The sequence below is a fragment of the Streptomyces sp. NPDC048434 genome, from assembly GCF_043200375.1.
Classification (GTDB): domain Bacteria; phylum Actinomycetota; class Actinomycetes; order Streptomycetales; family Streptomycetaceae; genus Streptomyces.
The window spans coordinates 17,335-35,897 of sequence record NZ_JBICXQ010000037.1; the positions used below are offsets into that span (position 1 = coordinate 17,335).

Sequence of the window (18,563 nt, forward strand, 5' to 3'; positions counted from 1 at the left end):
GCGGCCGAACGGGTTCCGGGGCCGCCGCACGGGGTGCTCAGCGCGGCCCCTTGCCGCCTGCCGCCAGGAGGGCCTTGAGGATCACCTGGTGGATCTGCGACGGGTCGCTGACCTGGTGCGCCGATCCGCCGGTCGGCGCCACGATGCGGTCCAGGGCCGAGGTGTCGGCGGCCGGGCCGATCGCGAGGGCGATCAGCGGCACCGGCTGCTTGGGGTCGGACAGCTCCTTCAGCTTGTCGACCAGGGCGTCGAGGCCGAGGCTGCCGGCGTCGTCGTTGGCGCCGTCGGTGACGATGACCAGTGAGTTGAGCTTCCCGCTCGCATACGAGGCGCAGGCCTCCCGGTACGCGGCGAGCGTGGTGTCGTACAGGCCGGTGGCGCCACGGGGCACCGGGGCCAGCGAGCTGAAGGCGGCGGTGAGCGCGTCACGGTGGGTGCCGCCGGCCGTCTCCCGGTCGCCGAGCCGGCCGGTGGGGGACAGCTCCACATAGTCCTTGTCGCCGTCCAGGAAGGTGGCGAACTTCCACAGCCCGATCTCGTCCTCGGGTGTGAAGGTGGCCAGCGCCTGGAGCAGGGACTTCTTGGCGAGATCCATCCGGGACCGGCCGGCGCCGCCCGGGACCGGGCTGCCCATCGACGGCGAGGCGTCCACGACCGTGGTGAGCCGGATGTTCTGCACCGTGACCGTCCACATGCCCATCAGCGCCTGGAGTTCCTTGACCGTCGGCGGATCGGCGGGGTCGGCGGAGTACGGCTGCGGAGCACGCCCGCCGGCCGCGGCGGTCACCTTCGGGTCCGCCTTGCCGTTGCCGGCCCGGAAGCCGTGCTTGCGCAGCGTGCGCTGTCCGTCGGTCTCGCCCAGCAGCGTCATGAAACGGTTGGCGGCGCGGGTCTGCTCGGGGCTCATCTCCGCGTCGTCGACCAGCGTGTACGGGTAGTCGAGCCGGGCCGCGCCGTCCTGGGGGTAGAACAGGTCCAGGTCGGGGCCGCCGCCCGTCCCGGTGTTGTGGGCGTACGCGGCCTGCTCCGACAGCAGCAGCGCCTGGTTGCGGCGCGGATTGTCCTGCTCCGCTCCGGAGCCGTCGCGCGGCAGGGTGGCCAGTGCCTCTTCGTCGCCGTCAGCGATCCGCTGGTGGAGAAGCTTGGCCGTCGCCGCGGTGCGGGTGTCGGCCTCGTCGCTGTCCTCGGCGTCCTTGGCGTTGGCGGTGCCGACCCGGGCCAGTGCGAGCAGCCCGGTGGCGCTGCGGGCCGGGTCGGCGACGCCCAGGCGCAGTGCGTCGCCGGATGTCACGGTCCGGGTCAGCTTCGTCCAGCTGTAGGTCTTCTCGGGCCAGCCCAGCGACGTGGCGGTCCCGGGGACGGCGCCGAGCGCGATCGGGGACGAGGCGATGATGCCGGCGGCGGTCAGGGGGGTGCCGCGCTCCGCGTCGACCCGGTCCACCCACAGGCTGGAATCCGGTACCCATACCTGGAATTCGGGGTCGACGGGCCGCTGCCCGAACGCGTCGGCGAGGTCGTTCGAGGCGCGCGCGGTGACTCTGACGTCCAGACATCTGCCGTCGGTGCGCGTCGCGTCCTCGCGGGCGGTCTTGGCCACCGCTTTGAGCGCCGGGGCGATATCGGGCGAGACGGCCACGTCGAGCCGCGCCGACCGGCCGCCGCACGGACCCCCGAACGGGAGCAGACCGCTGCGCAGCGCCACGACCGAGCCCGCGGCGACGGCCAGCACGAGCCCGGTGGAGATGACGAGGGTGCGCCGACGTACACCGGAGCGGGCCCCTGTGTGCTCCGGTGCGGAGCCGTCGGGCAAGCTGTGTCGTCCCATTGCGGTAGCGCCTCGCCTTCTCGGAGCTCGATCGGGATTCGATGGGGCGAGGGAGCGCGCCACGTGGATGGCGCCCGTCCCCGGCCTGTCGCGCGCGATCTTCGTACCTGCTGTCGAGACCCTAGCGGGGCGGTGGTGGCGAAGAGGCGGTAATGCGGAAGTGGAGGAAGCGTGCAGTCGGATACAAGTCCCGTGGCCGATGCGGACGTTCCAGGTAATGGGCCCGGTACGGGAGCAGGGACGGGGCAGGCCGAGGAGCCGTCCCGGAGCATCCTGCGCAGTGAGACGCTGATCGTCCTCGCCCTCTCGCTGGGTGCCAGTGCGGTGTCGGCACTGATCAGCTTCATCGGATCGCTGACCAAGCCCGGCGGCCTCAAGCATCAGGCGGCGACGCTCAACGGGTCCCATGCGCCCGGTCGGCCCTGGCTGGATCTCGCCTGGCAGCTGTTCGGTATCGCGACGGCCCTCGTCCCCGTGGTGCTGGTGGCACATCTGCTGCTGCGCGAACGGGCCGGCGGGCTGCGGGCGATCGGCTTCGACCGGCGGCGGCCCGGCTTCGACCTGGGGCGCGGTGTCGCGCTGGCGGCCGTCATCGGCGGCAGCGGGCTGCTGCTCTATCTGGGTGCGCGGGCGGCCGGATTCAATCTGACGGTGGTCCCCGAGGCGCTGCCCGCGGTGTGGTGGAAGATTCCGGTGCTGATCGCCTCCGCGGTGCAGAACGCCGTACTGGAGGAGGTCATCGTCGTCGGGTATCTGCTGCGCAGGCTGGGGCAGTTGGGCTGGTCCCCGGTGGCGGCCCTGGTGGCCAGTTCGGTGCTGCGCGGCTCCTACCACCTCTACCAGGGCATCGGCGGCTTCGTCGGCAACATGGTGATGGGCGTGATCTTCGTCCTGCTCTACCGGCGATGGGGGCGGGTCGGGCCGCTGGTCGCCGCCCATGCCCTGATCGACATCGTGGCGTTCGTCGGCTATGCGGTGCTGGCGGGGCATGTGGGGTGGCTGCCGACGGCGTGAGACGGGGGAGGCGCGGGGCACCGCCGGTGCCTGCCGCGCCTCCTGGGGACCGCTCCCGCCGGGGCCGGCTCAGCCGGTGACCAGCAGCTCGCCGTCGATGACCGTGACCGCCCAGCCGGTCAGCAGCGTACGGTCGCCGCGCAGCTCGGTCCGTACGAAGCCGGTGCGGGCGGCGCCCTGCAGGCCGACGAGTGCATCCCGGCCCAGGCGCGCCGACCAGAACGGGGCGAGCGCGGTGTGCGCGCTGCCCGTCACCGGGTCCTCGTCGATGCCCACCCCGGGGAAGAAGCAGCGCGAGACGAAGTCATAGCCGCCGTCGGGGTTTTCGGCGCGCGCGGTGGTGATCACGCCCCGGCCTCCGTGCCCCGCCAGCGCCGTCAGGTCCGGGCGCAGCGCCCGTACGGATCTCTCGTCGGCCAGCTCGACCAGGAGATCCCCGACATCGGGACCGGTGTCGTGCGCGGAGCGGATCTCGGTGCCCAGCGCGCCCGCGACGGCCGGCGGTACCTCGACGGGCGTGAGCGGGGCGGTCGGGAAGTCCATGGTGATCGCACCGCCGGAGCCGGTCGTCGTGGTCAGCACTCCGCTGCGGGTGCGGAAGCGGACCGTACCGGTGGCCGTCCCGGTGGTGTGCAGGACATGTGCCGTGGCCAAAGTGGCGTGCCCGCACATGTTCACCTCGGCGGCCGGGGTGAGCCAGCGCAGCGCCCAGTCGGCGTCACCGCCTTCGGGCAGCGGATGCGCAAAGGCGGTCTCGGAGAGATTGACCTCGGTGGCGACCTGCTGCAGCCAGGCCGTATCGGGAAAGGCGCCGGAGTCGAGGAGCACGACTCCCGCGGGGTTGCCGGTGAACGGACGCTCGCTGAAGGCGTCGACGATACGAATCCTCATGGCCGCGAGCGTAGAGGTGCCGCAAAGCCGCAGGCCAAGGCCAATTCGAGGGAATTGGACACGGTTGGCCGGCACGGCGGCGGCCAACCGTGGCTCGCCGCTCTGTGCGCGATGTTCCCGGGGGAGGTGTTCAGGGGCTTGCTTCGACGAACAGTCCCGATATATCGTTGAGGCATCGCAATAGATCAACGATAGAAAGCGAGGACGCCATCATGCGTTCCCAAGGACACGATCACGGACATGAGCACCGCCATGAGCACTGCGGCCCCGGGCGCCATGGCGGCCGCGGCGACTTCCCGGGCGGCTGGGAGCGGCGGCGCGCCGCCTTCGGCCCGTTCGGCCCGCCTTTCGGGGGCCCGCCGTTCGGCGGCGGCCGGGGGCGCGGCGGACCGCGCGGCCGGGCGCGGCGGGGTGATGTGCGCGCCTCGATCCTGGCGCTGCTCAAGGACCGCCCGATGCACGGCTACGAAATGATCCAGGAGATCGCCGAGCGCAGCGGCGGGGCGTGGAAGCCCAGTCCCGGCTCGGTCTATCCGACGCTGCAGCTCCTGGAGGACGAGGGGCTGATCGCCAGCGCCAGTGAGGGCGGCAAGAAGCTGTTCTCGCTGACGGACGCCGGGCGCACCGAGGCCGACAGTGGCTCGGACGCCCCCTGGGAGGACGCCGGCCGCGGCGTCGACTGGGAGGCGATGAACGAGATCCGCAAGGCGGGCGGCGGCCTGGTCGAGGCGTTCCGTCAGGTGTGGGCCACCGGCAGTCCCGAACAGCGGGAGAAGGCCATGGCGGTGGTCAACAAGGCGCGCAAGGAGCTGTATCTGATCCTTGCCGAGGAGGACTGAGCGGGGGGGGGTGACGGGGGTGCGGGGCCTTCGGGGGCCGGTGTGTGTGGGGGCTCCCGAGGGCTCAGGTGACCAAAGCGGCGAGCTTGCGCAGTGACTCGTTCAGCGCGGCGCTCGCCGAATCCCTGAGTTTGCCGGCCATCAGGGAGACCGCGGCGCCGGTGAACGTCCCGTCGATCCGGACGGCCGTCGCCGCGCCGTCCGGTGTGAGCTCATAGCGCATCCCCAGGTTGACGCCCATCGGGCCCTTGCCCTGGATGCCGAGCAGCCGGCCCGGCTCCAGCTCCCGCACGGTCCAGATGACCTCCGCGGGAAAGCCCATCAGCTTCATGTTCTCCTCGTACCCCGCGCCGACCTCAAGTGATTCCGGGCCGCCTTTGGGGAAGGCGGTGTGGGTGGCGTTCCACTCCCCGTACGAGTCGAAGTCGGTGAGCCGGTCCCAGAGCTTCTCGGCCGGTGCTTCGATACGGGCCTGCGCGGTGACTTCGGCCATGCGAGCACCCCTTCGGTGACGGTCTCTGGCTGGTGCCGCGGAACGTAGCCGTACGGGGGTGAAGGTTCAATACCGATGACCGAGCTTTGCTGATGAGTCGTCAGTTTGAGATGTCCCGCCGTGGTGGGCCGCGACGGACGCGTGGTCGCCCCGGGCCCGCATGTCCGGCCTCCACGTTTCCCTCGCATCTCCTCCGCAAGGATGAGACGGTGTGCGGCCGTGCCCAACCACCGTGGGATACGCAAATGCTCCCCGCCGGGGATGATCCGGCGCCCAGAGGCTGGTGGGGTGGGTGCTGTGCAAAACCGTACTGCGTACAGTGGTGGCGACGGGCCCGCCCAGGAGGAGCTCGACACCCGGCTCACCGTCGAGCTTGCGACGGTCGTATCCGCTGCCCGCAGACGGGCCACCCGCGACGGCGACCGGCAGGTCGACACCGCGCATCTGCTGCACGGCCTCCTGGAATCGGACCCCGCCGTACGCGACTCCTTCGACGGTGCACCGCAGGTCGCACGGCTGCTGGGCTACCTCGTCCAGCGCAGCATCGGCTACGGGCTCCAATGGCACGGCACGATCGAGGACTCCGGAGCGGTCCCCATGGTCGCCGAGGGCGGGGCCCCCGGGTGGTCACCGGCCGCGGCCGCCGCCATGGACGGCGCCCTGGACCGCGCCCATTCCCGCTACGACACCTGTGCGGGCTGCCTCGACCTGCTCGCCGCTTTGGTGGACGACCCCGAGTCCCGGGCCGTCGAAGTACTGCGCCGGGCCTCCGTCGACACCGCCCGGCTCGCCGCCCGTCTGGACGGGGAACGTCCCGGTCGTGTCTGACGGGGAACGCGCCGGCCAGGAAGGACAGGGGTATCGGGGGGTGGCACTGCTGACGACGGCTGCCATGATGGCCCGATGCACGCGACTTCGGGGAGCCCGGCAGGTCCATCGACCGGGCCGGGCCAGGGAACTCCAGGGTCCTGGGGGACCCGGCCGTCAGCACCCGCCCTCCGGGCGAGCCATGGCGAGGCGTCCCGGGGACGCGGCGCCGGCCTCGGTATCGCCCTGCTGTCCGCCCTCGCCTTCGGCGGTTCGGGCGTCGCCGCCAAGCCCCTGATATCCGCCGGTCTCGAACCGCTGCAGGTCACCTGGCTGCGGGTCGTCGGGGCCGCGCTGGTCATGCTGCCGGTCGCCTGGCGCCACCGGGATCTGCCGCGCCGCCGGCCCGCGCTGCTCGTGGGCTTCGGGCTGCTCGCCGTCGCGGGGGTGCAGGCCTGCTACTTCGCCGCGCTCTCCCGTATCCCCGTCGGTGTCGCGCTGCTCATCGAATACCTGGCTCCCGCCCTCGTGCTGGGCTGGGTGCGCTTCGTTCAGAAACGGCCGGTCACTCGTGCCGCCGCGGTCGGAGTGGTGCTGGCTGTCGGCGGACTGGCCTGCGTCGTGGAGGTGTGGTCCGGGCTGAGCTTCGATGCCGTCGGACTCGCCCTCGCGCTCGGCGCGGCCTGCTGCCAGGTCGGCTACTTCGTGCTCTCCGATCACGGCAGCGACGGTGACGACTCGGTGGACCCGCTCGGCGTGATCGCCTACGGCCTGCTGATCGGCGCCGTCGTCCTCACCGCCATCGCCCGCCCCTGGGGCATGCACTGGCCGGTGCTCGGGGGCAGCGCGGAGATGAACGGTGTCCAGGTGCCCGCTGTCCTGCTGCTCGCGTGGATCGTGCTGATCGCGACGGTGGCCGCCTACCTCACCGGAGTGGTCTCGATCCGCCGGCTCTCACCACAGGTGGCCGGGGTGGTCGCCTGTCTGGAGGCGGTCATCGCGACCGCCCTTGCCTGGGTCCTGCTCGGTGAGCACCTCTCCGCGCCGCAGATCGTCGGTGGGATGGTGGTGCTGACCGGCGCCTTCATCGCGCAGTCGGCCAAGCCGAAGGCGACGGAGACGGTGCGGGTGGCGGGTGCCGGTGCCGGGACGGGGACGGCGGCGGGCGACGGGACGGGTGAGGGGGCTCCGGGTGACGGGGTGTCCCCGGCATCGTCGGCCTCCTCGGCGCCCTAGCGGACACGCCCTGGGCCCGTCGCGCCCGGAGCGCTCCGGGGAGCGACTTGTCGGCCGGTCCGAGCGTGACGTAGGGTCACGATCATGCATTCGACTGTGCTGCCCCCTCCCGCCGCGTAACGCGGGCGGCGGCCTCCGAGGAAACCCCCGGCTCGGGAAGGTTCCCGAGCTGTTTCGTCGCTGCCTGCACACGGGACCACGCGACCACTCCACGGCGCACCGCGCCGTCCTGGATTTCCCGGAGCACCTCTGTCATGCATGCCACTCCTTCCTCCGCCCTGCCCGTGGGCCGGGGGCTGCTGTACGTGACGTTCGCCGCGACCGCCTGGGGCACGGCGGGCGCGGCCGCCGCGCTCCTCTACCGCGGTAGCGGACTGGGCCCGCTCGCCCTCACCTTCTGGCGCACCTTCGGCGGCCTGGTCCTGCTGCTCGCCGTAAGGGCGCTGCTGCGCCGCCGGTCCGGTACCGCCGACGTCCCCGCCCCGTACGAGCCGCTGCGCCGGCGGATGACCCGGGTCGTGGTGACCGGCGTCGCCCTCGCCGTCTTCCAGGCCGCCTACTTCGCGGCCGTCGAAGCCACCGGCCTGGCCGTGGGCACCGTCGTCACCATGGGGGCGGGTCCCGTCCTCATCGCCATCGGGGCGCGCGTGACGATGGGCGAACGGCTCGGCGGGGGCGGGGTGCTGGCCGTCGCCGGGGCGCTGGCCGGGCTGACGGTTCTGGTCCTCGGGGGTGACGGGGGCGCCACCGTCCGTCCCGCCGGCCTCGGTTATGCCCTGCTGTCCGCGGCCGGCTGTGCCGCGATGACGCTGGCCACCCGGCGGCTGGGCAAGGGCGGCGGCAGCGATCCGTACGCCGCGACGATCGGCGCGTTCGCCGTCGGTGCGCTGTGTCTGCTGCCGCTCGCGGCGGCGGAGGGGCTGTGGCCCCAGGCCCACGATCTGGGCCGCAGCCTCTTGCTGCTGGGGTATATCGCCGCCGTGCCGACGGCGCTGGCCTACGGGCTGTACTTCGCGGGGCTGGCCGCCGTCCGGGCCGCGACCGCTTCCGTGATCTCGCTGATCGAGCCGGTGTCGGCCGCGGTGATCGCGGTGCTGTTCCTCGGGGAGCGGCTCACGACGGGGACGGTGGTCGGCACCGGCGTGCTGCTGTCGGCCGTGGCCGCGCTGGCGGTGACGGAGGCGCGCGGAGCGGTGACGGCGGCGCGGTCAGCGGCGCCGGTGGCCGGCTGAGACCCGGGGCCCGGCCGGTTGTACCGACCGGGCTCCCGCCGGTTCGTCGGCCGGGCCCCTGCCGACGGACCGGCGGGGCAGTAACAGGGCGGGGGCGCCGTTCAGGGGCGAGGCGTGCCGGTGGCCGTGCCGGTTGCCGTGAGTCGGCGCTGCTGGTGGGTGCGGGCCGCCGCGTCCCCGGGGCCGTCCCGTTCGGCGAGGTGCTCCGAGATTCGCTGTTGGACGGCCTCGCTCCGCTTGCCTCCGTACTTGAACTTGGCGCGGACCTCGTGCACTTCGAGGCGCAGGCCGCGGATACCGGACAGCAGTCGCCCGTACGGAGCCGCACCGGGGGTGACCGGGGCCGAGCCGCCGTCCGGCTGGAAGTGGCCCAGCTGTCGCTGCAGCAGCGCCGCCTTCGCCTCCGGGTCGTCCACCACATGCGCGGTGCAGATCAGCTGGACCGCGGCGTAGAAGCTGGTGGGGACGCCGTGTTCGGGCGGCTGGTCCTCGGCAGCCTGCCAGGGGCCGGGGACGAAGGTGTAGTCGTCCACCACGCTCAGCAGCACCGTCGGCCGGTCCTCCAGCGCGCCCCAGAGGGGGTTGGGGCGGGCCAGGTGGGTGAGGGCCTCGCGCCGGGACGGGTCGTAGGCGAAGTGCAGTGGTTGCAGCATCGGCGGCTCGCCGGGTGGTCCGTTGACGGCCAGCTGGCCGAAGTCGTGTGCCGCGAGCCACTGTTGCCACTCGGTGTCTTCGGTGGGGGCGTCCCAGGGATGGATCAGCACGGTCGCTCCTCAGCGGGCGGAGAGGTACGCCGGCTCGGGCGTGCCCGGCGCGAGATCGTCGGACGCTATGGGGGCGCCGTAGACGGGTGCCACGGGAAGGACGCCGCTCCAGTACGGCAGCTCAAGATCCTCCGGCTCGTCGTTGGGGCCACCGCTGCGGATCTTGGCGGAGACCTGGCGCAGGTCGAGCCGGATCACCGCGGTCGCGGCCAGTTCCTTGGTGTTGCCCGGCCGGGAGTCGGCGGCGCGGCCGGGCAGCACATGGTCGACGAGCGCGTCGAGCGCGGCCTTCTTCTCCTCGGGGTCGGTCACCTCGTGCGCGGTGCCGTGCACCACGACGGAGCGGTAGTTGATGGAGTGGTGGAACGCGGACCTGGCCAGCACCAGACCGTCGACGTGGGTGACCGTGACACACACCTCCAGGCCGGGATCCGGTGCCTCGCCGGCCATCCGCAGCGGGCGGGATCCGGTCGATCCGTGCAGATAGAGGCGGTCCCCGACGCGGCCGTAGAGCGTCGGCAGGACGACGGGGGAGCCGTCGCGGACGAAGCCCAGATGGCAGACGTATCCCGTGTCGAGGATGGCGTGCACCGTCTCGTGGTCGTAGGCCGCGCGGTCACGGGCGCGGGTGGGGGTCGTGCGCGCGGTCGGTTCGTAGGCCTCGGTTCGGGACATTGCCAACTCCATTGAACTAGTGCATAATAAAGTTTGTGCTAGGAGAGTATCGGATCGAAGGGCGGCGCGCATCGGAGATTGCCGCCAGCGTCGAGCGAGCCGTCGGTGCGGGCGAGCTCCAACCGGGCGAAGTCCTGCCCCCGCTGCGGGAGTTGGCCGTCTATCTGGAGGTCAATCCGAATACGGTCGCGTCCGCGTACCGCACGCTCCGCGACCGCGGGGTGATCGAGACGGCGGGCCGGCGCGGCAGCCGGGTGCGCCCTCGCCCCGCGAGTACGCCACGTGAGGCGCTGCGGGCGGAGGTCCCGCCCGGCGTCCGCGACGCCTCCGGCGGGAACCCCGACCCGTCCCTGTTGCCCCCGCTCGAACGGGCACTTGCGGAGGCCGCGGCGCGCAGCGCGCGGCGCCCCGTGCTCTATGGCACACCTGCCGTGGACGACGAGCTCGCGGCCCTCGCCCGCGCGGCGTTCGCTGAAGACGGCGTGCCGGCCGGCCCAGTCGCCGTCACCAGCGGTGCCCTGGATGCCATCGAGCGGGTGCTGGCCGCTCATCTGCGGCCCGGCGACACCGTGGCGGTGGAAGACCCGGGGTGGGGCAGCCTGCTGGATCTCATCCCGGCGCTCGGATTGCGCCCCGCCCCGGTCGGGGTGGACGACGAAGGCCCGTTGCCGGAGCCGCTGGCGCGTGCGCTCCGGGACGGCGCCCGTGCCGTCGTCATCACCGACCGGGCGCAGAACCCCACCGGAGCCGCCGTCAGCCGCGCCCGCGCCACCGAACTCCGCACGCTCCTGTCCGCACACCCCGGCACCCTCCTCATCGAGGACGACCACGGCCACGGCATCGTCGACCTTCCGCTTCATCCGCTCTCCGGCGTCACCGACCACTGGGTCCTGGTCCGCTCGACGGCCAAGGCGTACGGACCTGATCTGCGGCTGGCCGTGCTCACCGGCGATGCGCTGACCATCGACCGGGTGCGGGGCCGGCAGGGCCTCGGCCCGGGCTGGATCAGCCATCTGCTCCAGGACGCCGTCGTCCATCTCTGGCGGACGTCCGCGGTCGACCCGGAAGCGGTGGCCGGAGCGTACGGGCGCCGGCGTGACGGGCTGATACGGGCGTTGGCGGAGCGCGGGGTCCGTGCCCGGGGCCGCAGCGGTATGAACGTGTGGGTACCGGTGCCGGACGAGACCGGTGCGGTGGCCCGGCTCCTGCACTCCGGCTGGGCGGTGGCCCCCGGCGCCCGCTTCCGTCTGCAGTCCCCGCCCGGCATCCGCATCACCGTCTCCGCCCTCTCCGATGACGACATCGACCCCGTGGCGGACGCCGTTGCCGCGGCAACGGGGGTGGGGGAGGCGCGGCGGTACGAGTGAGGGGAGGCGATAGGGGCTGACGGAACCGTGCAGAACTGCCGGGGAGGCTGCGGCGGTTGGCCCGGGGGTGCGGGGGAGCATCTGCGGGAGCCCCCGCGCCGGGAGCCCCCGCGCCGGGAGCCCCCGCGCCGGGAGCGCCCCCGCGCTGGGAGCCCCCGCGCCGGGGGCACGGGGGCTGGGAGGCGCGGGCTCGGCGCCCTGGCGGCGCCGTCAGTCGCTGGTGGAGCCGGGCCGGGGGAGCGACGGGCCCTTCGGGCGGGGCTTGCTCTGTGTGAGGGCGGCGCCGGCCAGGACGATGAGGGCGCCGGCCGGGGTGTTCCAGCTCAGCTGTTCGTGCAGAAGGGCCACTCCGGCCGCGGTGGCGATCACGGGGATGAAATACGTGACCATCTGGGCGGTGGTGGGACCGATCTCGGCGACGAGTCCGTACTGGATGAGGAAGGCGAAGCCGGTGCCCAGGGCGCCGAGGGCGAAGACGGCGAGCAGCGGGACGATCGGGTAGTCGGCCGGTGCGGTGGTGAACAGGGGTGTCACCACGGCCAGTTGGGCGGTTGCCAGCAGCAGCTGGGCGCTGGACATGGACAGGTGGGAGTGCTGGACGCCCGCCAGGGTGCGGCGGACGTAGATCCAGCCGATGGCGTAGCTGAGCGAGGCGCCCAGCGCCATCGCGGTGCCCGTCAGATCCGTGCCCGCGAAGCCCTGCCAGGCGCCGAGCACGGTCAGCACGCCCAGGAACCCGAGGCCGAGTCCGGCGACCCGGCGCCGGCTGGGGCGGTCCTCGGAGAGCGCGACGACCGACAGCGCCATGCCCCACAGCGGGGAGGTGGCATTGCAGATGCCGGCCAGTGTGGAGGGGATGGTCAGCTCGGAGTAGGCGAAGAGGGAGAACGGCAGCGCATTGAGGAAGAACGCGGCGACGGTGAGATGAGCCCAGGTGCGGGGGGAGCGGGGAAGCCGCTCACGCTTGATCACGACCATGGCCAGCAGTACCAGCGCACCGAACGCCACCCGGCCCAGCGTGACCTGCAGTGGGGCGAAGCCCTGGGTGCCCACCTTGATGAAGAGAAAGCTGAAGCCCCAGATCAGCGAGAGGACGGCGAAGCGGAGCTGCCAGCCGCGGGCCCGGCCGGTGGTCTTCGGGGTCGGGGTGCCGGTGCGGGGCGAGGCCGTCGTGGTTGCCGCGGCGTGCTCGTCGCCGGCGTGGCACGCGGTCGTGGCCGGAGAGTTCGTGGTGTCGGCGGAGGCAGCGGGTGCGCCGGTGGCGGTGCTCATGACGACCACGATGCGGCGTACAACTTCGTAGCACAAGCGAGATTTCGTGGCGGGTATCGCTTAGCATTGCTTATATGTTGAACCTTGATCGCCTACGGACGCTGAGCGCGGTCGCCCGGCACGGGTCGGTGAGCGCGGCCGCCGACGGACTGCATGTGACGACCTCGGCCGTCTCGCAGCAGATCGCCAAGCTCGAGCGGGAGACCGGACAGCAGCTGCTGGCGAAGAACGGGCGCGGGGTCCGGCTGACCGACGCCGGACGGCTGCTCGCCGACCATGCGACGCGCATCCTCTCCCAGGTCGAGCTGGCACAGGCCGAGCTGGAAGCGCATCGCGGCCAGGCGGTGGGCGAGCTGCGGCTGGGCGCGTTTCCCACCGCGGCGCGAGGACTCTTCCCGGCCGCGCTGGTCGCCCTCCGGGCCGAGCACCCACAACTGCGGGCGCGGCTGACGGAGATGGAGCCGGATGAATCGGTACGCGGCGTGGTGCGCGGCGATATCGATCTGGCGGTCGTCCTGGACTGGTACAACCGGCCGCTGTCACTGCCCGAAGGGCTGGCGAAGGCCCCGCTCCTGGACGATCCGGCCGATGTGGCCATGCCGTCCACGCATCCGCTCGCCGGGCGGGGGTCCGTGGAGCTGGAGGAATTCGCGGAGGACGAGTGGATCTCCTGGCCGCAGGGGGAGTTCTGCCACGACTGGCTGATGTTCACCCTGCGCAGCAAGGGCGTGGAGCCGCGCATCGCGCACATGGCCGAGGAGCACCACACCCAGCTGGCCCTGATCGCGTCCGGGCTGGGCGTCGCGGTGGCGCCGCGGCTCGGCCGCGGACCGGTGCCGGAGGGGGTGAGTGTGGTGCCCGTCCGTCATACGATGCGCCGCCATGTCTATGCCATCTGGCGCGCGGACGCCGACCGCAGGCCCTCGATCCGTGCCGCGGTGGGGGCGCTCCGCGCGGCCGGGAAGCGCGTGGAGGGCTGCTGAGGACGGAGCTGCCGGCAGTCTCCTGCCTCCGCTCAGGGCGGTGGGACGATCCCGCGGATCACGCCCAGTTCCAGCAAGTCCTGCGGGCGGATGCGGAGTTGGTCGGCAGTGTCGTGGATCTGCGCTTCGTCGCGCTTGAGGATGGCCGCGGCCAGCTCCGGGGCGATCACGGAGAAGTAGCTGTCCGGTGTCGCCCACAGCCGGTCCGGCGCGGCAAGGGCCAGTGCGCCGCCCGAACCGCCCTCCCCGATGAGCAGGGAGGTGACGGGCACCTCGGCGGTGGCGAGCGCCGCGAAGGCATCGGCGATGGCCGCGCCGGCCCCGGCCCGTTCGGCCGCGGCATCGTTGGCGGCGCCCGGGGTGTCCACGAGGGTGAGGACCGGAAGGCCCAGCCGGCCGGCGAGCCGGACCAGGCGCGCGGCAGTACGGAAGCCGGCCGGACGGGTGGCCGTGCCGCACTGGGCGGCGAACGCGATCGTACGGCCCTCGTGATGACCGAAACCGCACCGTATCCCGGGGTCGACGCCGCCACAGCGGTCGCCACTGATCTCCTCCCGGTCGTCGAAGTACGCGTGCAGATACGCCTCGGCCCGCGGCCGCCGGGGCTCGCGGGCGCGGACCACCGCACCCCAGCCGGTCTCCGGCAGCCCCGGCGCTCCGAGCGCATACGGCGGGGGCGCCGGCTCCACGGTGCGAGTGCGGGACTCCGCGGGCGGGCACAGCAGTTGCAGCCACCGCTGGAGCGTGCCCCGCAGCCGGTCGGGCGGGACGACGGCGTCGATCTGGCCGGAGGCGAGCTGCCCCTCGGCGCAGTAGGCGGAGGGATCGGCGTCCGGGGGGCGCACCCGCGAGCCCGCGAAGCCGACCTGTGCCCCGGGAAGCGCGAGGATCACATCGGCGGCCGCGCCGAGGGTGGCCCAGCCGCCGCCGGTCGTCGGATCACGCAGCACGGCGATCTGCGGCAGCCCCGCGGCGCGGTTCAGCGCCGACTGCCGTGCCACCCGCTGGAGTTGGGTCAGCGCGCGCATCCCTTCCTGCATCCGGCTGCCGCCCGTCGCGATCAGCGAAACGACCGGCAGGCCGCGCTCGCGGGCGTGGGTGTAGGCGGCCTCCAGACGGTCGCCGGTGCGCTCGCCGAGGGAGCCGCCCAGATAGCGGAACTCGAAGGAGATCACGACCGTTTCCCTGCCGCCCATCGTGGCCAGGGCCGTGACCACCGACTCGTCCTCGCCGGTCCGTGCGTGGGCGCGGGCCCGTGCGTCGTCGTAGCCGCGCCAGCCGAGCGGGCCGTCCGGTGCGGACGGAGCCGCGGCCGGAGTTTCGCGGCCGGCGGGAACGGCCGTTTCGGTGTACGTGTCCGCCACTGCCGCGATGGCTTGACGAGCTGTCAGCCGGGCGCACGGTATCGCGGTGGCAGCGGTGGCAGCGGTGGCAGCGGTGGCCGGAGCCCGGTCGTCGGCCGCGGCGTCGTTGGCGGCGTCGGCGCCCTGGCCGCCGTCCACACCGTGGCGCCCCTTCCCGCCCCCGGCCCGGTCCCCGTCCCCGGCCGCGCCGCGGCCGTCGTTACGCACGGAGCTCACGCTTCAGGATCTTGCCCATGTCGTTGCGCGGCAGGGCGTCCAGGAAGTGCACGGTGCGTGGCCGCTTGTGCGGCGCGAGCTGGCGGGCGACATGATCGGCGAGCTCCGGGCCGGAGGGTGCCGGGCCTGCGTCCGGACCGGTCTCCGCCACGACCCAGGCGACGATCCGCTCGCCGAGGTCTTCGTCCGGCGCGGCGGTGACGGCGGCCTCGGCGACCCCGGGGTGGGCCAGCAGCGCATTCTCGATCTCGCCCGCACCGATTTTGTAGCCGCCGCTTTTGATCAGGTCGGTGGCCTTGCGGCCCACGATGCGGTAGTTCCCGCCGGCGTCCCGGATCGCCATGTCGCCGGTGCGGAACCAGCCCCCGTCGAAGGCCGCGGCGGTGGCATCGGGGCGGTTGAGGTACTCGACGAAGAGGTTCGGGCCGCGGACCTGGATCTCGCCGACCGTCTCGGCGTCGTTCGCCTCGATGGCCTGCCCCGTCTCGTCGACGAGACGGACGTACACCCCCGGCAGCGGCACTCCGACCGTGCCCGTGGCATCGGGGCCGTCCGCCCGCACGCTGGTGTTCATGAGCGTTTCCGTCATGCCGTAGCGCTCGATCACCCGCCGGCCGGAGGCCGCCGTGATCCGCTCATGATCGGTCAGCGGCAGCGCGGCCGAGCCGGAGACCAGCAGCCGGGCGCGGGAGAGCGCCTTGGCGAGCGCGGGGTCACCGCCGGCCTCGACGGCCAGGCGGTGGTACATCGTCGGTACGCCGAACAGCATCGTGCCGTCCGCGGACAGCTCACGGACCACCGCGTCGGTGCTGAAGCGTCCCAGGTGGTGAACGCTGCCACCGCGGCGCAGCGGTCCGAGGATGCCGAGAATCAGGCCGTGGACATGAAAGAGCGGCAGGGCGTGGACGAGGACGTCGTCGGCGGTCCACTGCCAGGCGTCCTCCAGGGCGTCGAGGGTGTGCGCAATGGCGCGCCGGGGGAGGACGACGCCCTTGGGCGGCCCGGTCGTACCCGAGGTGTAGACGATCAGGGCCGGTGCCTCGTCGCCCGGTTCGTACGGCGACGGGGCCGGCTCGGCGTCCTCGGGCGGCTCCGCGGCCTCGATGTCGACGCGGTGCAGTGCGGCGAGCGGGCCCGGCAGGTCGGCGCCCGGCTCGGCCAGGACGAGCGACGGCGCGCTGTCCGTCACGATGTGCGCCAGCTCGCTTTCGCCGATCTTCGGATTCACCGGCACCACGGACACTCCGGCGAGCAGGGCGGCCACCACACCGACCGAGGTCTCCAGCGTCGGCGTCGCCCAGACGGCGATACGGGTCTCACCGGCGATCCGCTCGGCGAGCGCCCCCGCCACCGACGCCAATTGGCGATAGCTGAGGGTGCGGTCACCGAAGCGCAGCGCGGGCGCGGGCGAAGCGTCACGCAGCGCGGGGAAGAGCACGTTCACCGGATCTCCTTCGTCCTCGTCGGCGCCCGGTCCGTCGCGGCCGGGCCGTCCCGCTCCGGCGCCCCTGCCGGTACCGAACGGGCTGACCCACACCACTCTCGCAGAGACCACCGACAACGCGATCACATCCGGATGATCGATCCCCGCCGTCCGCGGTGACCGTCCCCATACCACCCCTCGCCCGCGCCCCGACGCTCACCCCGGGATCTTGCGGAAGTCCCATGACGCGACCGACTCCGGCGTCAGGCGCAGCCACGCATGGCGGCCGTCGTGCGGCATGTCGGACATCCCGAAGTACTTGTCCGCGAAGAGCCGCTCCGGGGCGTCGAGCGCGGGGCAGGGCTCGCCGGTGCGCGGCGCCTCGCCGACGAAGTCCGCGCGGCCCGCCAGCTCGGCCCCGCGCAGCTCGCCGTACTCGTGCCCGTCGTCGACGACCACCGCGATCCGCGGGTCCGTGCGCAGCTGGGCCCACCGCTTGCTGCGGGTGATCGAATACAGCCACAGCGCTGTGCCGTCCCAGACGAACCAGAGCGCCCCGACGTGCGGCGCACCGTCGCCGCCGACCGTCGCGACCCGGCAGGTGCGCTGCGCCGCGAGAAACGCGTCGAGCTCGCCCTGCGTCATCATGATCCGGCGCCCGCGCCGCTGTGTGTCGGCCATCGTCCCTCGCCCTCCGCCGTGTGCCCCCGCTCGTGGGGCACTGACCCGCTTGCCTGACACCGACCCCGCTACCTGACTGGGTGTCAGAAATCATGAGGGCTCTTCCTGACGTGCGCAATGCCCGGTACCCTCACCCGGCTCGGACAGGCCGGGAACAGGTCCGCCAGGGGCCGGCTCCGAGGAGTCACGTCCGGCAGCAATCACATCCGCCAGAGGGGAATGCGATGTCTTCGGGCGCAGCACGGCTCAGCGAGCAACTGGATCCGGTCTCCACGGTGCTGCTCACCGTCGAGTGCCAGCGCGGCGTGGTCGGCCCGGACAGCGCGCTGCCCGAACTGGCGGACGCGGCCCGCAAGTCGGGGGCGCTGGCGAATGTCGCGCGGCTGGTGACGGCCGCCCATGACATCGGCGTCCAGGTGCTGCACGCCGTGGCCGAACGCCGTCCCGACGGCCGCGGCGCCAGCCACAACGCCCGTCTCTTCAAGGCGGCCGAGCGGCTGCCCGTCCAGCAGCTCACCGGGTCCACCGCGGTACGCATCGCCGATCCGGTCCCCGTCTCGCCGGACGACCTGGTGGTACGCAGACTGCACGGCCTCTCGCCGATCGCCGGCACCGAGGTGGACGCGCTGCTGCGCAACTTCGGGTGCCGGACACTCATCGTCACCGGGGTGTCGGCGAATGTGGCGATCCCCAATGCCGTGTTCGACGCGGTCAATCTCGGATACACGGCCGTGGTGCCCGCGGACGCCATCGCGGGGGTGCCTGCCGACTACACCCCCGCGATGGTCCGCAACACCCTCGCTCTGGTCGCCACCGTCACCACCACCGATGACGTCCTGACCAGCTGGAGACGACCGCGCCGTGGCCGCTGAGCCGTGCCCGCCGCCCTGAGCGGCGGGCGGCCTGCGGCCCGTTCCGTCAGTCCAGGGCGACCGAACCGCCCTTCACGTTCACCTTGGCGGGCGCCAGCCCCTTGGTGGCGGGGCCCTTCTTCACGCTGCCGTCGGTGATGTCGAACTTGCTGCCGTGGCACATGCAGTTGATGGTGCCGCCGGAGACCTCGCCGACGACGCAGCCCGCGTGGGTGCAGATCGCGGAGAACGCCTTGATCTCGCCGTCCTTCGGCTGCGTGACGACGACCTTGTCGGCCTTGAAGATCTTGCCGCCGCCCGGGGGGATCTCCGAGGTCTTGGCGAGGATGGTGCCGCCACCGCTCCCGCCGGCGGCGCCGTCGCCCCCACCGCTCCCGCCCGAGCTGCCGGCCTGATCGCCGCCCTCGGCCTTGGAATCGCCGCTCCCCGCGTCCGCCGTGCTGCCTCCGCAGGCCGCGAGCGCCGCCGTCAGCCCGGCCGCGCCGACCGCCGCGACGACGGTCCGCCGGGCCGCCCCACGCCCGGCCGGCGCCTGGTCGGTCCCCTCCGTCGCCGTCATCGCTTCGGTCTCCGTCCGCTCTGACGCTGCCTGTCGAGCCATGGTGTGCC

At 72.9% G+C, this 18,563-nt stretch carries 18 protein-coding genes; 8 read left to right on the top strand and 10 right to left on the bottom strand.

The window, feature by feature from the left end; all coding sequences use genetic code 11:
• Window positions 1-37: 37 nt before the first annotated feature.
• Entirely contained in the window at window positions 38-1,825 is a 1,788-nt protein-coding gene (locus ACGFWI_RS33770; protein WP_393909866.1) for a substrate-binding and VWA domain-containing protein, read from the bottom strand.
• Between the two features lie 171 nt (window positions 1,826-1,996).
• Between ACGFWI_RS33770 and ACGFWI_RS33775 the strand changes: the two genes are divergently transcribed.
• A complete protein-coding gene (locus tag ACGFWI_RS33775; protein WP_393909867.1) occupies window positions 1,997-2,839 on the top strand; it encodes a CPBP family intramembrane glutamic endopeptidase in 843 nt (280 codons plus the stop codon).
• A 69-nt stretch (window positions 2,840-2,908) separates the two neighbouring features.
• Here the strand turns inward: ACGFWI_RS33775 and ACGFWI_RS33780 are convergent, their stop codons facing one another.
• Complete coding sequence (locus ACGFWI_RS33780; protein ID WP_393909868.1) at window positions 2,909-3,730, bottom strand: PhzF family phenazine biosynthesis protein; 822 nt, start codon at window positions 3,728-3,730, stop codon at window positions 2,909-2,911.
• Window positions 3,731-3,942: 212 nt separating this feature from the next.
• Here ACGFWI_RS33780 and ACGFWI_RS33785 point away from each other — a divergent pair, with 212 nt between their 5' ends.
• On the top strand, window positions 3,943-4,569 hold the full coding sequence (locus ACGFWI_RS33785) for a PadR family transcriptional regulator (protein ID WP_393909869.1): 627 nt from the start codon (window positions 3,943-3,945) through the stop codon (window positions 4,567-4,569).
• Between the two features lie 64 nt (window positions 4,570-4,633).
• On the opposite strand, the gene ACGFWI_RS33790 is transcribed toward ACGFWI_RS33785, so the two are convergent.
• Window positions 4,634-5,062 carry an SRPBCC family protein gene (locus ACGFWI_RS33790; RefSeq protein WP_393909870.1) on the bottom strand — a complete coding sequence of 143 codons (429 nt, stop codon included), beginning with the start codon at window positions 5,060-5,062 and terminating at the stop codon, window positions 4,634-4,636.
• Between the two features lie 297 nt (window positions 5,063-5,359).
• Here ACGFWI_RS33790 and ACGFWI_RS33795 point away from each other — a divergent pair, with 297 nt between their 5' ends.
• From ACGFWI_RS33795 to ACGFWI_RS33805, 3 genes are all read left to right on the top strand, one after another.
• Complete coding sequence (locus ACGFWI_RS33795) at window positions 5,360-5,890, top strand: Clp protease N-terminal domain-containing protein (protein ID WP_393909871.1); 531 nt, start codon at window positions 5,360-5,362, stop codon at window positions 5,888-5,890.
• Window positions 5,891-5,965: 75 nt separating this feature from the next.
• Window positions 5,966-7,105: a DMT family transporter gene (locus tag ACGFWI_RS33800; protein WP_393909872.1), complete on the top strand. Its 1,140-nt coding sequence runs from the start codon at window positions 5,966-5,968 to the stop codon at window positions 7,103-7,105.
• A 254-nt stretch (window positions 7,106-7,359) separates the two neighbouring features.
• Complete coding sequence (locus tag ACGFWI_RS33805; protein ID WP_393909873.1) at window positions 7,360-8,337, top strand: DMT family transporter; 978 nt, start codon at window positions 7,360-7,362, stop codon at window positions 8,335-8,337.
• 101 nt (window positions 8,338-8,438) lie between these two features.
• Here the strand turns inward: ACGFWI_RS33805 and ACGFWI_RS33810 are convergent, their stop codons facing one another.
• Window positions 8,439-9,101 (bottom strand): FMN-binding negative transcriptional regulator, encoded by a 663-nt coding sequence (locus ACGFWI_RS33810; RefSeq protein WP_393909874.1) that lies wholly within the window; start codon window positions 9,099-9,101, stop codon window positions 8,439-8,441.
• A gap of 9 nt (window positions 9,102-9,110) precedes the next feature.
• Window positions 9,111-9,776 (bottom strand): pyridoxamine 5'-phosphate oxidase family protein, encoded by a 666-nt coding sequence (locus ACGFWI_RS33815; RefSeq protein ID WP_393909875.1) that lies wholly within the window; start codon window positions 9,774-9,776, stop codon window positions 9,111-9,113.
• Window positions 9,777-9,811: 35 nt separating this feature from the next.
• Between ACGFWI_RS33815 and ACGFWI_RS33820 the strand changes: the two genes are divergently transcribed.
• Complete coding sequence (locus tag ACGFWI_RS33820; RefSeq protein ID WP_393909876.1) at window positions 9,812-11,143, top strand: aminotransferase class I/II-fold pyridoxal phosphate-dependent enzyme; 1,332 nt, start codon at window positions 9,812-9,814, stop codon at window positions 11,141-11,143.
• 210 nt (window positions 11,144-11,353) lie between these two features.
• Here ACGFWI_RS33820 and ACGFWI_RS33825 read toward each other — a convergent pair whose 3' ends face one another.
• Window positions 11,354-12,415, bottom strand: a complete 1,062-nt coding sequence (locus ACGFWI_RS33825; RefSeq protein ID WP_393909877.1) for a DMT family transporter — start codon at window positions 12,413-12,415, stop codon at window positions 11,354-11,356.
• 74 nt (window positions 12,416-12,489) lie between these two features.
• Here ACGFWI_RS33825 and ACGFWI_RS33830 point away from each other — a divergent pair, with 74 nt between their 5' ends.
• Window positions 12,490-13,398, top strand: a complete 909-nt coding sequence (locus ACGFWI_RS33830; protein ID WP_393909878.1) for a LysR family transcriptional regulator — start codon at window positions 12,490-12,492, stop codon at window positions 13,396-13,398.
• A 32-nt stretch (window positions 13,399-13,430) separates the two neighbouring features.
• Here the strand turns inward: ACGFWI_RS33830 and ACGFWI_RS33835 are convergent, their stop codons facing one another.
• From ACGFWI_RS33835 to ACGFWI_RS33845, 3 genes are all read right to left on the bottom strand, one after another.
• A complete protein-coding gene (locus ACGFWI_RS33835) occupies window positions 13,431-14,771 on the bottom strand; it encodes a carboxyl transferase domain-containing protein (RefSeq protein ID WP_393909917.1) in 1,341 nt (446 codons plus the stop codon).
• A gap of 190 nt (window positions 14,772-14,961) precedes the next feature.
• Window positions 14,962-16,422, bottom strand: coding sequence for an acyl-CoA synthetase (locus ACGFWI_RS33840; RefSeq protein ID WP_393909879.1), 1,461 nt, complete (start codon window positions 16,420-16,422; stop codon window positions 14,962-14,964).
• Window positions 16,423-16,617: 195 nt separating this feature from the next.
• Complete coding sequence (locus ACGFWI_RS33845; RefSeq protein ID WP_393909880.1) at window positions 16,618-17,082, bottom strand: pyridoxamine 5'-phosphate oxidase family protein; 465 nt, start codon at window positions 17,080-17,082, stop codon at window positions 16,618-16,620.
• Window positions 17,083-17,306: 224 nt separating this feature from the next.
• Between ACGFWI_RS33845 and ACGFWI_RS33850 the strand changes: the two genes are divergently transcribed.
• Window positions 17,307-17,954 (top strand): cysteine hydrolase, encoded by a 648-nt coding sequence (locus tag ACGFWI_RS33850; protein ID WP_393909881.1) that lies wholly within the window; start codon window positions 17,307-17,309, stop codon window positions 17,952-17,954.
• 46 nt (window positions 17,955-18,000) lie between these two features.
• Here the strand turns inward: ACGFWI_RS33850 and ACGFWI_RS33855 are convergent, their stop codons facing one another.
• Window positions 18,001-18,513, bottom strand: a complete 513-nt coding sequence (locus ACGFWI_RS33855) for a Rieske (2Fe-2S) protein (RefSeq protein WP_393909882.1) — start codon at window positions 18,511-18,513, stop codon at window positions 18,001-18,003.
• Window positions 18,514-18,563 lie beyond the last annotated feature (50 nt).

Excerpts from the sequence above, each read along its gene's own strand:
- ACGFWI_RS33770 (WP_393909866.1), bottom strand. The coding sequence starts at position 1,825 with ATGGGACGACACAGCTTGCCCGACGGCTCCGCACCGGAGCACACAGGG.
- ACGFWI_RS33780 (WP_393909868.1), bottom strand. The coding sequence starts at position 3,730 with ATGAGGATTCGTATCGTCGACGCCTTCAGCGAGCGTCCGTTCACCGGC.
- ACGFWI_RS33785 (WP_393909869.1), top strand. The coding sequence starts at position 3,943 with ATGCGTTCCCAAGGACACGATCACGGACATGAGCACCGCCATGAGCAC.
- ACGFWI_RS33790 (WP_393909870.1), bottom strand. The coding sequence starts at position 5,062 with ATGGCCGAAGTCACCGCGCAGGCCCGTATCGAAGCACCGGCCGAGAAG.
- ACGFWI_RS33800 (WP_393909872.1), top strand. The coding sequence starts at position 5,966 with ATGCACGCGACTTCGGGGAGCCCGGCAGGTCCATCGACCGGGCCGGGC.
- ACGFWI_RS33805 (WP_393909873.1), top strand. The coding sequence starts at position 7,360 with ATGCATGCCACTCCTTCCTCCGCCCTGCCCGTGGGCCGGGGGCTGCTG.
- ACGFWI_RS33815 (WP_393909875.1), bottom strand. The coding sequence starts at position 9,776 with ATGTCCCGAACCGAGGCCTACGAACCGACCGCGCGCACGACCCCCACC.
- ACGFWI_RS33825 (WP_393909877.1), bottom strand. The coding sequence starts at position 12,415 with ATGAGCACCGCCACCGGCGCACCCGCTGCCTCCGCCGACACCACGAAC.
- ACGFWI_RS33830 (WP_393909878.1), top strand. The coding sequence starts at position 12,490 with ATGTTGAACCTTGATCGCCTACGGACGCTGAGCGCGGTCGCCCGGCAC.
- ACGFWI_RS33845 (WP_393909880.1), bottom strand. The coding sequence starts at position 17,082 with ATGGCCGACACACAGCGGCGCGGGCGCCGGATCATGATGACGCAGGGC.
- ACGFWI_RS33850 (WP_393909881.1), top strand. The coding sequence starts at position 17,307 with ATGTCTTCGGGCGCAGCACGGCTCAGCGAGCAACTGGATCCGGTCTCC.
- ACGFWI_RS33855 (WP_393909882.1), bottom strand. The coding sequence starts at position 18,513 with ATGACGGCGACGGAGGGGACCGACCAGGCGCCGGCCGGGCGTGGGGCG.